The following is a 16,494-nucleotide window of genomic DNA, read 5'->3' as shown; positions in this document are numbered from 1 at the left end:
TTTCTTGCCGGTAGTGAGTGCTATCGACGGTACCGCGAATCCTCCTGTCACCGTGGTCAGCCGCGCGGCCTGGGCTGGCAGCGCGGGCAGGAGAACGACGAGCGGTTCATGAACTTCTCCCGCCGCATCGGCGCCCCGCAGCGGCGGCACGGCTCGTCCTCGCGGCCGTAGGCGGCCAGGGCGCGCTCGAAGTAGCCGGATTGACCGTTGACGTTGACATACAGGGCGTCGAAGGAGGTGCCGCCCGCCTGCAGCGCCTCGCCCATCACCGCCCGCACCTCGGTCAGCAGGCCGTGCAGGGCAGGCTTGGTGAGCTTGGCGGCGACCCGTTCGCCGTGGATGCGGGCGCGCCACAGCGCCTCGTCGGCGTAGATATTGCCGATACCGGATACGACGGTCTGATCCAGCAGCACCCGCTTGATCTCGGACTGCTTCCTCTTCAGCGCCCGGACTACCGCATCGGCGTCGAAGCGCGGATCCAGCGGATCGCGGCCGATATGGGCCACCGCCTCGGGCACCGCGGCGCCGTCGACCTCGACCAACCGGTGCAGCGCCCAGCCGCCGAAGGTGCGCTGGTCGATGAATCGCAGCTGCGCCCCCGAATCCAACCCGGCGATGATGTGCGCGTGCTTCTCCAGCGGCGCATCGGCGGGCTGCACCAGCATCTGACCGCTCATGCCGAGATGCACGACCAGCGAGGTCTCCGGGTCGTCGAAGGTCAGCCACAGGAACTTGCCGCGGCGCTGCGCGGATTCGACGCGCAGCCCGGCCAGCTGCGCGGCCAGATGGTCGCCACCGAGCACGTGGCGGCGCACCGACCGCGGATGTTTGACGGTGACGGATTCGATGACGCTACCGACCACATGCTCGGCCAGACCGCGTCGGACGACCTCGACCTCGGGAAGCTCAGGCACCGCGATACTCCTTAGAATCGCTCACCAGTGTAAGAACGGCCACCGACAGAAATGCCGCCCACGCACGGCGGCGGGCGGCTTCCGTCAGCGGCGAATCAGACGGAGCCGTTGAGCGACTGCCAGGCGGCGCCCGCAGCCTTCTGCTCCGCTTCCTTCTTCGACCGGCCGACGCCCGTACCGTAGGCCCGCCCGCCGACGACGGCGGTCGCGGTGAATTCCTTGTCGTGATCCGGGCCGGTCGAGGTGATCTCGTAGCTGGGCACGCCGATACCGCGCTCCGCGGTCAGCTCCTGCAGGCTGGTCTTCCAGTCCAGCCCGGCGCCCATGCGGGGACCGCGCTCGAGCAGGTCGGCGAACAGGCGCAGCACCACGCTGCGCGCGACCTCGATGCCGTGCTGCAGGTGCACCGCGCCCAGCAGCGATTCCATGCCGTCGGCGAGAATGCTCGGCTTGTCGCGGCCCCCGGTCAGCTCCTCGCCCTTGCCGAGCAGCAGGTGGCGGCCCAGTCCACCGGCGCCGAGTTCACGGGCGACCTCCGCGAGGGCGTGCATATTCACCACGCTCGCGCGGAGTTTGGCCAGCTCGCCCTCGGACTTCTCCGGATGTTCCAGGTAGAGACGCTCGGTGATGCTCAGGCCGAGCACCGAGTCGCCGAGGAACTCCAGTCGTTCGTTGGTCGGCAGGCCGCCGTTCTCGTAGGCGTAGGACCGGTGGGTGAGCGCGAGCCGGAGCAGATCCGGGCGCACGTCGACGCCGAGCGCCTCGAGCAGAGGGCTGTGATCAGCGGCTTCGCCTACGGCGAGTGCGTCTGCTCCGTCCTTGCTGGCGGTCACGTTCGGCTACCGGGCTAGGCGATCAGACAGCGGAGGTGACCTGGCGGCCCTTGTACGTGCCGCAGTTGGGGCACGCGATGTGCGGCAGCGTCTTCTGACCGCAAGCCCGGTTCGGGCATGTGATCAGGGCCGGCGCGGTGGCCTTCCACTGGCTGCGCCGCGAGCGGGTGTTGGCACGAGACATCCGGCGCTTCGGAACGGCCACGACTACTTCTCCTCTGTTCTGGAACTTGCCGAGCCGTTGCGGCCCGCAAGAGATCGGTCTTCGTCGGATTCTGCTGCGGCGCCCTCGGCACCGGCGCCGGGTGCCTCGGCCGCGAAATTCGCGAGCCCGGCCCAGCGGGGGTCCAGTATCTCATGCCTGTGATCCGGACCTGCAATCGCCATCCGCACACCGCATTCCGGGCACAGACCGGCGCAGTCGGGCTCGCACAGCGGCTGCAGCGGCAGCGCCAGGCCGACGGCGTCGACGACCACCGGTTTCAGATCGGCCATATCGTCGATCAGCCGGTAGACCTCGTCGTCCTCGGTGGTCTGCTCGGTGGCGCTGTCCGGGTAGGCGAACAGCTCCGTCAGCTGCAGCTCGATCTCGTCGGTGAACGGCTCGAGACAGCGTGAGCACTGCCCCGACACCGGTGCGTGCACCGCGCCGGTGACCAGGACACCCTCCGAGACGGCCTGCAGCGTCAGGTCGAGCTCGACCTCGCCGCCGACCGGGACGGCGACCATGTCCAGGCCGATCCGCTCCGAGACGGGGACGGTGCGGCGCACCTGCCGCATCGAACCGGCGGCGCGTCCGAGACTGCGTGTGTCCAGCACGAAGCCCGCGTCGATCTGACGACGACGCGAACCGGAACCGGATTCGGCGGGCATCACGAACTCACTCACGATCGGTTGTGGGATTTGGGCAACCAGTCAACAATACCGGACCGGGCGCCCCGCACCCAAACCGCAGGTCATCGGGCACCCAATGCGCCCTCCACCTCATTCCCGGCGTGCCCGCTCCACCTCATTCCCGGCGCGCCCGCTCCACCCCATTCCCGGCGCGCCCGCTCCACCCCATTCCCGGCGCGCCCGCTCCACCCCATTCCCGGCGCGCCCGCTCCACCCCATTCCCGGCGCGCCCGCTCCACCCCATTCCCGGCGCGCCCGCTCCCCCTCATCCCCGGCATGCCCGCTCCACCTCATTCCCGGCATGCTTTTGGCCGGGATCAACGCCTGAATTCCGCAGCGTAGTCCGGGACGCCCGCACCGGAGCGCAGCTGCTGGCGGCCGCGGCCGACCGTACGCAGGGCGCCGTGCAGGGTCTCCTCGAAGTCGGCCAATTGGCCATCCACGTAGTGGTCGCACTCCTCGCGCAGCCGGTCCGATTCGGCCTGCGCGGCATCGATGAGGCGGGCCGACTCCACGTGCGCGGCGCGCACCACCTCGGTCTGCGACACCAGGCGCTCCTGTTCGGCGCGCCCATCTGCGACCGAACGGTCGTAGGACGACTGCCCGGCCGCGATCATGCGCTCGGATTCGGTCCGCGCCCGGCCGGTGACTGCCTCGTACTCCGCCTTGCCGTCGGCCACCACCCGATCGGCCTCAGCCTGCGCGGTGGCGACCAAGTGGTCGGCGTGGGCCCCCGCCTCGGCCACCATCCGGTCGGCGTGCGCCTTGGCGTCGGCCAGGATGCGGTCGGCCTCCTCGCGGGCCGCGGTGACGGTCTGGTTGGCCTGGTCGTCGGCGGCGGTGACGGTGGTCTCGGCGGTCGAGCGGGCATCGGAGACGATTTTGTCACGGTGGTCCAGGACGTCCTGGGCGTCGTCGAGCTCGCCGGGCAGCGCGTCACGTACGTCGTCGAGCAGCTCGAGGACCTCGCCGCGCGGGATGATGCAGTTGCGCGTCGGCGGGATGCCGCGCGCCTCCTCCACGATCGCGACCAGTTCGTCGAGTGCCTCGAATACGCGGTACATCCTGCTGACCCCACTCTCCTACCGAGCTCTCACGACGGAGACCGCCGTCCGGCCTTCTTGCAGCCTGGGCCCAGTGTGCCCCTCGTCACGATCATCTGCCCAGTTCACCCGCGGTGTGTCGTGGGTGTGTTTCCAACGCCACAGAAATCAAGTGGAGGATTTCCCTCCACTTGGTGTTATCGTTTTACTGAGCGGTAGACCAGTCGGGTCGCGGAACAATCCGCGCCCGGCGATGTTGGATCGGAAATGACAATGGCTGTCCTGTATCCGGTACTGAAGGGCCCCGGGGCGAACATCCCGCCCGGCCCTGGCATACCCGTGCAGCCCGACGGCAATACCGCAGCGCAGCCCGCCGATTCGGGCCGCGCTCCCTATCATTGGCTGATCTGGCTGGGCATGGGATTGACCGTGCCGCCGCCCGATGCCTTCCGGATGCCGTTACGCCCGGCGGATTCTCCGACCGGCGCCGGATCGCGGGGCCGCAAGCCGACCCTGCTGTCCCGGTTGATCACCGGGCAGTTGTCCCGCGGCCGCGCCAGGCACCTGCCCACAGGATCCGAGCCCATCGTTCCCGGTGCGCTGGCCGAGGCGTCGCCGCGCACCGTCACCGTCCTGCCGCCGGAGGAATCGACCGCCGACGGCCCGCGGGCGGCGCGGCGGGCGCTCTCGCAGTTGGGCGCGTATCTGCGCGGGGACCAATGGCTGCCGCAACTGGTCCGTTTCGCGCTGGTCGGCGGGCTCAGCAATATCGGCTACTTCCTGCTGTTCCTCGCCTTTTACGGCGGTGGCGCGCAGCTGGCCAACCTCGCCGGTTCCATCGTGAGCACCGCGCTGGCCAACGAGATGCACCGGCGGCTCACCTTCCACGCCGCCGACCGCGTCGGCTGGGTCACCGCGCAACTCGAGGGCGGCGGCCTGGCGCTGGCCGGGCTCGCGATCACCTCGGCCGCCCTCGCCGTACTCGACTTCGTCGCGCCCGGCATGAACGACGTCTCCGAGGCCTTGGCCGTCATCGCCATCGCGGCCGCCGTAGGCACCCTCCGCTTCCTCACCCTGCGCCTCTGGGTCTTCTGAGCGCCCAACTCCCCCGAACAGCCCGGCCCACAGACCCCAGCCCCTTGCCGCACCCCGGGCATCCCCGTGCACCCCATACACGTGCGGCAAGCCGTGCGTGAATGAATACGGGGTGCGTGAACAAGCTGGTCAAGCGAGCAAGGAACCGCATTCGGGTACCCGGCGTCCAATCTGAGCAAACGCACTGTCCGAGTACTCGAGGTGGAGGTTCAGTAATGAAGCGTCGCCAAGGATGTCGCACGTCGTGGCGGAACGGTCTGGCCCCGCAAATGGTATGGGTGCGGCCCGCCGTCAGGTCGATCGAGATCTGCGAGACCGGTACGCCGCGGCGAACCCGGCGCCCCCGCACCGATCGCGAACCCGAATGAGCGGGACGGGCGGGCCGCAGCCGGGCGATCCGTGGACGGAATGCCTTGCCGCCGAAGACCTCTGCGATACCGGCGTGCGGCGTCGGCAGGAGGTGATCCGGAGCGGTGTCAGCGACGCCGAGATCCGCAGGCGCTGCCTCGGCGGACGCTGGCGGCGGCTGCGGCGCGGTTCCTACACCGACGAGGCCGGCTTCGCGGGGTTGGACGCGATGGCGCGCCATCGGGTGCTCGCCGACGCGGTACTGCCCGACCTGTCCACCGACGCGATCCTCAGCCACCAGTCGGCGGCCGTGGTGTACGGGGCTCCGGTGTGGGTCGCGCTGCTGGACCGCGTGACCGTCACTCGCAACCGGCGCAACGGCGGACGGATCAAGGCGACCATGAAGGTGCACTGCGCACCGGTCGACACGGTCGCCGAGCTGGACGGATTCGTCCTCACCACACCGGCGCGCACCATCGTGGACCTGGCGCGCACCACGCCCTTCGAGGCCGCGGTCGTCGCCGGCGACGCGCTGGCACGCGACTACGGCGTCCCCGCGGCGGACCTGGCGACGGAGCTCGAACTCGCGAAGCGTCGGCACGGCATCGACGCCGCCCGCCGCGTGGTGAACTTCCTCGATCCGCGCAGCGAGAGCGTGGGCGAATCACGCAGCCGCGTAATGCTGCGCCGACTGGGCCTGCCGATGCCGCAGTCGCAGGGCGACGTCTACAGCGGTGGCGGCCGGATGCTGGGCCGGGTCGACTTCTACTACGGCGAGACCGGCGTCATCGGCGAATTCGACGGCCGCGTCAAGTACGGCCGCCTGCTCCGCCCCGGCGAGGCGCCGGGCGAGGCGGTCTTCGCCGAGAAGAAGCGTGAGGACGCCTTGCGCAGCAGCGGCTTTCAGGTAGTGCGATGGACCTGGGACGAAATCCCCACCGGCGAGGTCGCCACCCGCCTCCGCGCCGCCCACACCCGAGCCCAGCACACCCGCCCCGACGGCTTCATCTGCCAGTCCCCCCTCCCCAAACCGAAACCCCTATCCCTCAGAAACCTCTGACCCCTCCCGCGCGCCCGTCGTACGTCCTGGTGGGGCGTGCGCCGGGCTCGGGTGAGCTGGGCCGAGACCCTCCCCCGTGATCCCGTACCCCACATCTATCCACGCAGTCGCTACCACGCATGCACGGTGTGCGTCGACCCGCATGGAGTGCACGATGCCCTGATCACCGCCCCGCGCAATGCCGGGTACGAAGCAAGCAGCCGGGCAACAAAACTCACGCACCCCGCACCTGTTCACGCACCCGCTACAGCACATGTATGGGGTGCGTGAACCTGCAAGGGGTGCGCGATGGGGTGGCTGTCCGGTCCGGACTAGCGCTGGGTGCGAAGGGTGTGGGCGGGCAAGGGAACTCGCTCGTTCGTGTGGTTGTTCGCGCGCTCGTTGCGGCGCGCGTGCTGGAGCGCTGGGATGAGGACCGGGGGGTGAGGTACCGGAGGGGTTGGGGTGGAGGGTGGCTCTGTTAGCGTTCGGGGATGGCTGGAGCACTGTGCCCCGGGTCGTTCGATCCGGTGACCAACGGGCATCTCGACGTGATCACGCGGGCGGCCGCGCAGTTCGACGAGGTCGTGGTGACTGTGAACGTGAACAAGAAGAAGCAGGGCATGTTCACGGTCGAGGAGCGGATGGAGATGTTGCGCGAGGCGACTGCCGCGCTGCCGAACGTCCGCGTCGCATCGTGGTACGGGCTGACGGTGGAGTTCGCCCGAGAACAGGGCATCGGCGCGATCGTCAAGGGCCTGCGCGATGCCACGGACTTCGGGTACGAGCTGCAGATGGCGCAGATGAACAAGAAGCTGTCCGGCGTCGACACCTATTTCCTCGCCACCAACCCCTCCTACGGCTACCTGTCCAGTTCGCTGGTCAAGGAGGTCGCCACCTTCGGCGGCGACGTAGCCGACATGCTCCCCCCCGCCGTCCACAAACGCCTACTGGCCCGCATCGCCGAACGCAAAGACTGAGCAGGCGCCTACCGGCCCGACATACCTCTCCAATCCTCCCGACATGTCTCTCGAGTCATCCCGGCGTGCATCCCTCCAGTCATCCCGACATGCCTCTCGAGTCAACCTCGGCATGCATCTCTCCAGCCCTCCCGAGATGTCCCTCCAGTTATCCCGGCATACCTCTCGAATCAACCCGGCATACATCCCTCCAGCCATCCCGACATGCCCCTCGAGTCAACCCGGCATACATCCCTCCAGCCATCCCGACATGCCCCTCGAGTCAACCCGACATACATCCCTCCAGCCATCCCGGCATGCCTCTCAAGTCAACCCGGCATACATCCCTCCAGTCATCCCGGCATGCTCTTGGCCGGGATCCGCGGCAGCCGAAGCGGATTCCGGCCCAGCGCATGCCGGAATGACTGAAGGGCTGGTGCCCGATCGGCTGTAGGGACCGGTGCCCGCGTAGCCGGTGAGGCCGGGGCCGCGGGCTATGGAACTCGGTGTCCGGTCACAATCCGTGGCGGTTGCCGGTAATCAGGTCGCTGATCTGGGATTCCAAGGCGGGTGAGAATGGGGCGCGGGCTGCCTCGACCGCTCGGCGGGTCTCCTCTGTCACCAAGTCCATGTTGATCTGGGCGGCGGCGTTCGCGCCTGCCGCCGCAGCGGGGCCTACCTGGGCGGAGGGATCGGTGACGTTACCCGCGACCCAGACTCCGGGGATCGTCGTGCGCCCGGCCGGGTCGGCGGGGATGTGGTCGCCCATGCCGCTGGGGTGCGGTACCGGGTGCAGGCCGAGGTCCGACAGGAATCCCGCGCGGGCCACCATGCGCGAGGGCGCGGCCAGGACCTGCCTGGCGACCAGCGAGCCGTCGGCGAGCCGCACTCCGACCAGCCGATCGTCGACTACCTCGACCGACGCCACCTCGCCTGTCACGACTCGGACGCCGCGCGCCGCCAACTGCTCGGCCTGCTCGCCGGTCGGTTCGGCCATCGTATGCGTGAACAGCGTGACGTCGTCGGTCCATTGCCGCCACAGCAGCGCGCCGTGCACCGTCATCGGGCCGTTGGCGAGCACGCCGATGGCCCGGTCGCGAACCTCCCAACCGTGGCAGTACGGGCAGTGCACGACGTCGCGGCCCCAGCGGTCCCGCAGCCCGGCGACGTCCGGCAACTCGTCGGTCAATCCGGTTGCCACGAGCAGGCGTCGCGCCCGCACGGTGCGCCCGTCAGTCAGGGTTACCGTCAGCCCGGCGTCGTCGCGCGTGGCGGTCTCAACGGTTCCGGAAACCACCTGACCGCCGTAGCCGCGAACCTCCGCGCAGCCCCGTTCCAGCAGTTCAGCGGGGGGCATGCCGTCGCGGGCCAGCAGGCCGTGCACCCCGTCGGCCGGTGCGTTGCGCGGATCTCCGGCATCGATCACCACCACCGACCGGCGCGCCCGCGCCAGCATCAGGGCCCCGTTCAAGCCCGCGGCGCCGCCGCCGATCACCACCACGTCGTAGCCGTCCATCAGCTGATCGGTCATATGACCACCTCCTGCCATCGACAATGCGGGCGGGTCGGCGGTCTAGGCAAACTTCTTTGCCGAAATGGCAAACTGAAGACATGGACGACTTCGATCAGGCGCTGGACGCGGTCGGCCCACGGCTGCGGGCGCTGCGCAAGCAGCGCGAGACCACGCTCGCGGAGCTGTCGGCGGCGACCGGCATCTCGGTCAGCACCCTGTCGCGCCTGGAGTCCGGCGCCCGGCGCCCGGCGCTCGAACAGCTGCTCCCGCTGGCCCGGGCGCACGGCGTCACCCTCGACGAGCTTGTCGACGCCCCGGCGACCGGGGATCCGCGCGTGCACATGCGGCCGGTCACCCACCACGGCATGACAATGGTGCCGCTCACCCGCCGCCCGGGCGGTATCCAGGCGTACAAGATGGTGCTGACGCCCGAGGACCGCGCCGGTGACCCGCAACCCCAGACGCACGAGGGCTACGACTGGGTCTACGTCCTCAACGGGCGATTGCGCCTGATCCTCGGCGAGCACGACCTGGTGCTGTCACCGGGCGAGGCAGCGGAATTCGACACCCGGTGCCGCACTGGTTCGGCGCCGCAGGTGGCGAGCCGGTCGAACTCCTCAGCCTGTTCGGCAAGCAGGGCGAGCGCGCACATCTGCGCGCCCGGCCCAAAGCGCAAACCGGGTAAGCCATTTCGCATCCGGGCGGCGGGACTGCTCGCCACGCCCAGGCGCCGAGGTACGCCTCGCCACACCAGGAACCAAATACAACTCGCCACACCAGGGCCGAGTCAGGCTCGCCGCGTCCAGGGGCTGAGCGTGGCTCGCCATGCCGGGGGCGAGTGTGGCTCGCCGCGTTGGGAGGTCGGGGGACGGGGCTCAGGGTTCGAATTCGGCCAGTTCGATGCGGGTTTCGCCGTAGCGGCGCGGCTTCAGGACGGAAAAGACTGGTGGCCAGTCGATTTCGGGCGAGCGGGTGGGGCGCTCGATGATCACCAGCGCGTCCTCGCGTAACCAGCCGTTGGTGGCCAGGGATTTCAGGTCGGCAACCACATCGACGCCGTCCACGGCATAGGGCGGATCCGAGAAGACGAGGTCGAATGCCGCGGCAGGCGTGCCGGAGAGCACGGAGCCCACGGTGCCCACCCGCAATTCGGCCCCGGGCAGGCCCAGATCGGCGATATTGCCACGGACCACGGCCGCCGCCTTGCGGTCGGACTCCACGAGCAGGGCGTGAGAAGCGCCGCGCGACAACGCCTCCAGGCCGAGCGCTCCCGAGCCCGCGTAGAGATCCAGGACCCGAGTACCGTCGAAGTCCAAGCGCGCAGCCAACATGTTGAACAGCGCCTCGCGCACCCGATCCGACGTCGGCCGCGTACCGGCGGGCGGAACCCGCAGCCGCCGCCCTCCGGCCACCCCCGCCACGATCCGCGTCATCGAGCCACCCCCGAGAACACCGCCCCACTCGATGCCCCCACTCCGCACAACGGGCGGGCGCCACCGTGCGCGGCGCGGCACGCCCCCGAACCGGATCCCCGCGAGGCTGACCCGCGGGGGCTGGTGGGCCTGGGGCGGCTCACTCCGCCGCGGCCTCGTTCAGGCGGAGGTCTACGAGCAGGTCGCCGCCCTCCACCTGCTGGACCTTGCCGATGGCGACGCGGCGCACCACGCCGGCGCGGGGGGCGGTGATGGCGGCCTCCATCTTCATAGCCTCGATGGTGCCGATGGTGTCGCCCGCCGTGACGGTGTCTCCCTCGGAGACGACCAGGGTGACGACGCCCGCGAAGGGGGCGGCCACGTGACCCGGATCGGTCTTGTCCGCCTTCTCGGCGGCGGGGACGTCGCTGGCGACGGAGCGGTCGCGGACCAGGACGGGACGCAGCTGCCCGTTGAGGATGCACATCACCGTGCGCATGCCGCGCTCGTCGGGCTCGGAGATGGCCTCCAGGCCGATCAGCAGCGTGACGCCCTTCTCCAACTGCACCCGATGCTCCTCGCCGTGCCGCAGCCCGTAGAAGAACTGGTTGGCCGACAGTCCCGAGATGTCGCCGAATTTCTCACGGTGCGCGAGGAATTCGCCCGCCGGGCCCGGGAACAGCAGGCGGTTCAACGTCGCCCGGCGCTCCTCCGAGCTGCCGCCGAGTCCGGCCTCGTCGGCCGCGGTCAGCTCCGTCTCGGGCTTGGCGGACCCGCGCCCGGCCAATGCCCGGCTGCGGAACGGTTCCGGCCAACCACCGGCGGGAGTGCCGAGTTCCCCACGCAGGAAACCGATTACGGAGTCGGGGATGTCGTAACGGCCCGGATCGGCGGCGAAGTCCTCCACATCGATGCCCGAGCCGACCAGTGACAGCGCGAGGTCGCCCACCACCTTGGACGACGGCGTCACCTTCACCAGTCTGCCCAGCAGCCGATCCGCCGCAGCGTATTTCGCCTCGACCTCCTCGAACCGGTCGCCGAGGCCGAGCGCGATCGCCTGCTGGCGCAGGTTCGACAGCTGCCCGCCCGGAATCTCGTGGGTGTAGACGCGGCCGGTCGGACCCGGCAGCCCGGATTCGAAGGGCCCGTACACCTTTCGCAAGGCCTCCCAGTACGGCTCCAGATCGCACACATTGCCCAGGTTCAGCCCGCTGTCGTACTCCGAATTCGCCGCCGCCGCAACGATTGCCGACAGCGGCGGCTGGCTGGTCGTGCCGGCCATCGGCGCGCTGGCACCGTCGACGGCATCCGCACCGGCCTGCCACGCGGCCAGGTACGTCGCCAGCTGACCACCCGGTGTGTCGTGGGTGTGCACGTGCACCGGCAGGTCGAAATTGCTGCGCAGCGCGGTGACCAGGGTGTGCGCGGCGGGCGCGCGCAGCAGTCCGGCCATGTCCTTGATGCCGATGACGTGCGCGCCGGCGTCCACGATCTGCTCGGCCAGCTTGAGGTAATAGTCGAGCGTGTAGAGGTTTTCGTCCGGGTTCGACAGGTCGCCGGTGTAGCTCATCGCGACTTCCGCGAGGGCCGTGCCGGTTTCGCGCACCGCGTCGATGGCCGGGCGCATCTGGTCGACGTTGTTCAGCGCGTCGAAGATCCGGAAGATGTCGATCCCGGTCGCGGTGGCTTCGGAAACGAAGGCGCGCGTGACCTTTTCCGGGTACGGCGTGTACCCGACGGTGTTGCGCCCGCGCAGCAGCATCTGCAGGCAGATATTGGGGATCGCCTCCCGCAGCGCCGCCAGCCGCTCCCACGGGTCCTCGTACAGAAACCGCAGCGCCACATCGTAAGTCGCGCCGCCCCAGCACTCGACCGACAGCAGCTCCGGTGTCAGCCGCGCCACGTGCCCGGCCACCTGGATCAGGCTGTTGGTACGCACCCGGGTCGCCAGCAGCGACTGGTGCGCATCGCGGAAGGTGGTGTCGGTCAACGCGATTCCCCGCTGCTCGCGCAGGGCCTGCGCGAAACCCTCGGGACCCAGCCGCAGCAAACGCTGCCGCGACCCGTCCGGCGGCGGCGCCGTGGTGTCGATCGGAGGCAGCTTGTCGTGCGGGTACACCGCGGTGGGACGCTCACCGTGCGGCTTGTTGACGGTGATGTCGGCCAAATAGGTCAGGATCTTGGTGCCGCGGTCCGCGGACCCGCGCTGGGTCAGCAGGTAGGGCCGCTCGTCGATGAAGGAAGTGGTCACCCGCCCGGCCCGGAAGTCGGGATCGTCGAGCACCGCCTGCAGGAACGGAATGTTGGTCGCCACACCGCGAATCCGGAATTCGGCGACCGCCCGCCGGGCCCGGGCCACCGCCTGGGTGAAGTCGCGGCCGCGGCAGGTGAGCTTCACCAGCATCGAATCGAAATGCGCGCCGACCTCGGCGCCCAGGTTGGCGCCGCCGTCGAGGCGAATGCCGCCGCCGCCCGGACTGCGGTAGGCGGTGATGCGGCCGGTGTCCGGCCGGAAGCCGTTGGCGGGATCCTCGGTGGTGATCCGGCACTGCAGCGCGGCGCCGCGGATACCGATCGAGTCCTGGCTCAACCCCAGGTCGTCCAGGGTTTCCCCGGCGGCGATCCGCAACTGCGACGCCACCAGATCGACGTCGGTGATCTCTTCGGTGACGGTGTGCTCGACCTGGATACGGGGGTTCATCTCGATGAACACGTGATTGCCGCGCTCGTCGAGCAGGAACTCCACGGTGCCCGCGCAGCTGTAGCCGATCTGCCGCGCGAAGGCCACGGCATCGGCGCAGATGCGTTCGCGCAGTGCGGGATCCAGGTTCGGCGCGGGGGCCAGCTCGATCACCTTCTGATGCCGCCGCTGCAGCGAACAGTCCCGCTCGAACAGGTGGATGACATTGCCCCGCCCGTCGGCGAGGATCTGGACCTCGATATGGCGGGGATTGATCACCGCCTGTTCGAGGAATACCGTCTGGTCGCCGAAGGCCGATTCGGCCTCCCGCATAGCCGCCTCCACGGACTCGCGCAGCTGCGCCCGGTCGGCGACCCGGCGCATACCGCGGCCGCCGCCACCGGCGACGGCCTTGACGAATACCGGGAACCGCAGGGAATCCGCGGCCGACAGCAGCTCCTCCACGTCGGCCGACGGCGCGGTGGAGGCGAGCACCGGCAGCCCCGCGGCCTCCGCGGCGGCGATCGCGCGGGCCTTGTTACCGGTCAGTTCCAGCACCTCGGCCGAGGGGCCGATGAAGGTGATGCCCTCCCGCGCGCACGCCGCGGCCAGGTCCGGGTTCTCCGACAGAAATCCGTAACCGGGGTAGACGGCGTCGGCGCCGGCGGTCTTGGCCGCCTTGATGATCTCCTCGATCGACAGGTAGGCCCGCACAGGGTGGCCGGGCACCCCGATCTGGTACGACTCGTCCGCCTTCAGCCGGTGCACCGAATTGCGGTCCTCGTAGGGAAATACCGCGACGGTGCCGATCCCGAGTTCGTAAGCGGCGCGGAACGCTCGAATGGCGATTTCCCCGCGGTTGGCGACCAGCACTTTGGAGAACATTGGCTTAAGGTACCTGGCTCGTCGGCGAGTCCGGACATCGAATACGCCTTCGCAGCCAACCTCACAACCGAACCTTGCCGATCTGCAAATCTGTGTGACCTGCCGGTAACCGAGCCAGTACGCGTGGTTTCCGGCCAAAAGCGATGCGGGGTGGAATGACAGCGGCGGGCTCATACCCGGAATAACCGCTTTGCCCCGTGCCTTATCCTCTACTACGCAGCTGGTTCGCTGCGCCTGGCGAGTTGGAGCCCCGAGCGCCAGGGCGGCAGCGTCGAAACCGGTCCGGAGGGATCGGCCAGAGGGAACCCGGTGGGAATCCGGGACTGTCCCGCAGCGGTATGCAGGAACGACCGCCGTCACCAGCACTGGGTGCGCGCACCTGGGAAGCGACGGCCAGTAGGGACACCCCCGACGGGGAGATGCCTGCGAGTCCGAAGACCTGCCAGTTGTGCCGGGTACGCCGTATCCGGCGGCCACCGCCTCGTGGAATCGGGCGGGCGGACACCAGTGCACAGGCATCTCGGGCTCCGTCTGCTCTGTATGGCGGTGACCTGTGGCTTCCAGCACTGGAGAGACCGTGACTGATCACACCCCTTTCACCGCAACGGTTCTCGGCATTCCGCGGATCGGGCCGCGGCGCGAGCTCAAACGCGCGACCGAGAGTTACTGGGCCGGGCGCATCGACGCCGCCGACCTGCACGCCGTCGGGCGCGAGCTGCGGCGCACGCAGCTGGCCGCGCTGACGGCGGCCGGACTGGATTCGGTTCCCGTTGGGACCTTTTCCTATTACGATCAGATGCTCGACACCGCGGAGATGTTCGGCGCGCTGCCCCTGCGGGTCGCCGGAATCACCGACCCGGTGGAACGCTACTTCGCCGCGGCCCGGGGCACCGAGGACGTCGAGCCGCTGGAGATGACCAAGTGGTTCGATACCAACTACCACTACCTGGTCCCCGAGATCGGCCCGGGCACCTCCTTCGCGCTGCGTCCGGACAAGCTCCTCGGTGAGTTCCGCGAGGCTCGTGAACTGGGCGTACCCGCACGTCCGGTCGTCATCGGGCCACTGACCTTCCTGAAGCTGTCCAAGGGCCTCGACGGCATCTCGCCGGTGGATCGGCTGAACGATCTGCTCCCCCACTACCGCGAACTGCTCGGCCTGCTGGCCGCCGAGGGCGCCGACTGGGTGCAGATCGACGAGCCGGTGCTGGTCACCGACCTCACCGATGCCGAGCTGTCGCTGATGCGGCGCACCTACGCGGAGCTGTCCGGACTGCGGCAGCGACCGGCGATCCTGGTGGCGACCTACTTCGGCCGCCCGGGTGCGGCGCTGCCCGCCTTGGCGGACATGGGAATCGAGGGTGTCGCGCTCGATTTCGCCTCCGGCACAACGGTCGACGACGTGGCCGCGGTACCGGCCCTGGCGGACAAGCTGGTGGTGGCCGGTGTCGTCGACGGGCGCAATATCTGGCGGACCGACCTCGACGGGGCCTTGGCCTCGCTGGGCACGTTGCTGGGCAGTACCGGCGCGCTGGCGGTGTCGAGCTCCAGTTCGCTTCTGCACGTGCCGTATTCGCTGGACGACGAGACGGAGCTGGATCCGGCGCTGCGGTCGTGGCTGGCATTCGGCGCGGAGAAGGTCGGCGAGGTACGGCTGCTCGCCACCGCCCTGGGCGAGGGCACCGGCACCATCGCCGACGAACTGTCCGCGGCGCGGGCGGCGCGGGCGAGCCGTGCCGCCGATCCGCGCCTGCGCAACGATGCCGTGCGCGCCCGTCTGTCCGCGCTCGGCGCGGACGCCACCCGCCGCGCCCCCGCGACGGAACGCCGTGCGCTGCAACGGGAACGGCTGGGACTGCCGCTGCTGCCCACCACCACGATCGGCTCGTACCCGCAGACGACCGCGATCCGCAAGGCGCGAGCCGAACTGCGCAAGGGCGAGATCACCGGCGCGCAGTACCACGAGCGGATGCGCGCCGAGATCGCCGATGTCGTTGCGCTGCAGGAGAAGCTGGGTCTCGATGTACTGGTGCACGGCGAGCCCGAGCGCAACGATATGGTGCAGTACTTCGCCGAGCAGCTCGACGGCTTCTTCGCCACCGGCAACGGCTGGGTGCAGTCCTACGGCACCCGCTGCGTGCGGCCGCCGATCCTGTACGGGGACGTGGTGCGGCGCGCGCCCATGACCGTCGAGTGGATCGGGTACGCGCAGTCGCTCACCAGCAAGCCGGTCAAGGGCATGCTCACCGGCCCGGTGACGATCCTGGCCTGGTCGTTCGTGCGCGACGACCAGCCGCTGGCGGAAACGGCCCGGCAGGTCGCGCTCGCGATCCGCGACGAGACGGTGGACCTGCAGTCCTCCGGGATCCGCATCGTCCAGGTCGACGAACCGGCGCTGCGAGAGCTGCTGCCGCTGCGCGCGCAGGCCAAGCAGGCGTACCTGGACTGGGCGGTGACGGCGTTCCGGCTGGCGACCAGCGGCGTGTCCGACGCCACCCAGATCCACACCCACCTGTGCTACTCGGAATTCGGTGAGATCATCGGAGCTATCGCCGATCTGGATGCCGACGTCACCTCGATCGAAGCGGCCCGCTCGCACATGGAGGTGCTCGACGACCTCAACGCGGCCGGATTCCACCTCGGCGTCGGGCCGGGCGTCTACGACATCCACTCGCCCCGGGTGCCGAGTGTGGAGGAGATCACCACCTCGCTCCAGGCCGCACTGAAAGCCGTACCGGCCGAACGGCTCTGGGTCAATCCGGACTGCGGGCTCAAGACCCGCGGACCCGCTGAGGTCGAGGCGTCGCTGCGGAACCTGGTGACCGCGGCACAAGCCGTACGCTGATGCACTGTGGCCCCGGCCGTCTGACGACAGCCGGGGC

At 69.5% G+C, this 16,494-nt stretch carries 12 protein-coding genes, 1 pseudogene and 1 riboswitch; of the genes and pseudogenes, 5 read left to right on the top strand and 8 right to left on the bottom strand.

Annotated elements, in window-relative coordinates; genetic code table 11:
- Positions 1–56: 56 nt before the first annotated feature.
- From mutM to ACYVLQ_RS17205, 5 genes are all read right to left on the bottom strand, one after another.
- Positions 57–914 carry a bifunctional DNA-formamidopyrimidine glycosylase/DNA-(apurinic or apyrimidinic site) lyase gene (gene mutM, locus ACYVLQ_RS17225; RefSeq protein WP_460698486.1) on the bottom strand — a complete coding sequence of 286 codons (858 nt, stop codon included), beginning with the start codon at positions 912–914 and terminating at the stop codon, positions 57–59.
- 95 nt (positions 915–1,009) lie between these two features.
- Positions 1,010–1,747, bottom strand: coding sequence for a ribonuclease III (gene rnc, locus ACYVLQ_RS17220; RefSeq protein ID WP_460698485.1), 738 nt, complete (start codon positions 1,745–1,747; stop codon positions 1,010–1,012).
- Positions 1,748–1,769: 22 nt separating this feature from the next.
- Positions 1,770–1,952 (bottom strand): 50S ribosomal protein L32, encoded by a 183-nt coding sequence (gene rpmF / locus ACYVLQ_RS17215; protein ID WP_460698484.1) that lies wholly within the window; start codon positions 1,950–1,952, stop codon positions 1,770–1,772.
- A 2-nt stretch (positions 1,953–1,954) separates the two neighbouring features.
- Positions 1,955–2,620 (bottom strand): YceD family protein, encoded by a 666-nt coding sequence (locus ACYVLQ_RS17210; protein ID WP_460698578.1) that lies wholly within the window; start codon positions 2,618–2,620, stop codon positions 1,955–1,957.
- Between the two features lie 338 nt (positions 2,621–2,958).
- Positions 2,959–3,705, bottom strand: coding sequence for a DivIVA domain-containing protein (locus tag ACYVLQ_RS17205; protein ID WP_460698483.1), 747 nt, complete (start codon positions 3,703–3,705; stop codon positions 2,959–2,961).
- Between the two features lie 246 nt (positions 3,706–3,951).
- Here ACYVLQ_RS17205 and ACYVLQ_RS17200 point away from each other — a divergent pair, with 246 nt between their 5' ends.
- From ACYVLQ_RS17200 to coaD, 3 genes are all read left to right on the top strand, one after another.
- Positions 3,952–4,779: a GtrA family protein gene (locus ACYVLQ_RS17200; protein WP_460698482.1), complete on the top strand. Its 828-nt coding sequence runs from the start codon at positions 3,952–3,954 to the stop codon at positions 4,777–4,779.
- Between the two features lie 364 nt (positions 4,780–5,143).
- Positions 5,144–6,187, top strand: coding sequence for a hypothetical protein (locus tag ACYVLQ_RS17195; RefSeq protein WP_460698481.1), 1,044 nt, complete (start codon positions 5,144–5,146; stop codon positions 6,185–6,187).
- Between the two features lie 473 nt (positions 6,188–6,660).
- Complete coding sequence (coaD, locus tag ACYVLQ_RS17190) at positions 6,661–7,146, top strand: pantetheine-phosphate adenylyltransferase (protein ID WP_460698480.1); 486 nt, start codon at positions 6,661–6,663, stop codon at positions 7,144–7,146.
- Positions 7,147–7,639: 493 nt separating this feature from the next.
- Here coaD and ACYVLQ_RS17185 read toward each other — a convergent pair whose 3' ends face one another.
- Entirely contained in the window at positions 7,640–8,656 is a 1,017-nt protein-coding gene (locus ACYVLQ_RS17185; protein WP_460698479.1) for an NAD(P)/FAD-dependent oxidoreductase, read from the bottom strand.
- Positions 8,657–8,736: 80 nt separating this feature from the next.
- On the opposite strand from ACYVLQ_RS17185, the pseudogene ACYVLQ_RS17180 reads away from it, so the two are divergent.
- Positions 8,737–9,323 (top strand): annotated as a pseudogene (locus tag ACYVLQ_RS17180) (helix-turn-helix domain-containing protein).
- A gap of 190 nt (positions 9,324–9,513) precedes the next feature.
- Here ACYVLQ_RS17180 and rsmD read toward each other — a convergent pair.
- Together rsmD and ACYVLQ_RS17170 are read right to left on the bottom strand one after the other, a co-directional pair.
- Positions 9,514–10,071 (bottom strand): 16S rRNA (guanine(966)-N(2))-methyltransferase RsmD, encoded by a 558-nt coding sequence (rsmD, locus tag ACYVLQ_RS17175; RefSeq protein ID WP_460698478.1) that lies wholly within the window; start codon positions 10,069–10,071, stop codon positions 9,514–9,516.
- 139 nt (positions 10,072–10,210) lie between these two features.
- Complete coding sequence (locus tag ACYVLQ_RS17170; protein WP_460698477.1) at positions 10,211–13,615, bottom strand: pyruvate carboxylase; 3,405 nt, start codon at positions 13,613–13,615, stop codon at positions 10,211–10,213.
- 261 nt (positions 13,616–13,876) lie between these two features.
- A riboswitch (cobalamin riboswitch) is annotated at positions 13,877–14,076 on the top strand.
- 116 nt (positions 14,077–14,192) lie between these two features.
- On the opposite strand from ACYVLQ_RS17170, the gene metE reads away from it, so the two are divergent.
- Entirely contained in the window at positions 14,193–16,457 is a 2,265-nt protein-coding gene (gene metE / locus ACYVLQ_RS17165; protein ID WP_460698476.1) for a 5-methyltetrahydropteroyltriglutamate--homocysteine S-methyltransferase, read from the top strand.
- Positions 16,458–16,494: the final 37 nt, after the last annotated feature.

This window comes from Nocardia thraciensis, assembly GCF_054782435.1.
The sequence above is the reverse complement of the archived record's forward strand: the minus strand, read 5'-3'. Positions and strand labels throughout refer to the sequence as shown.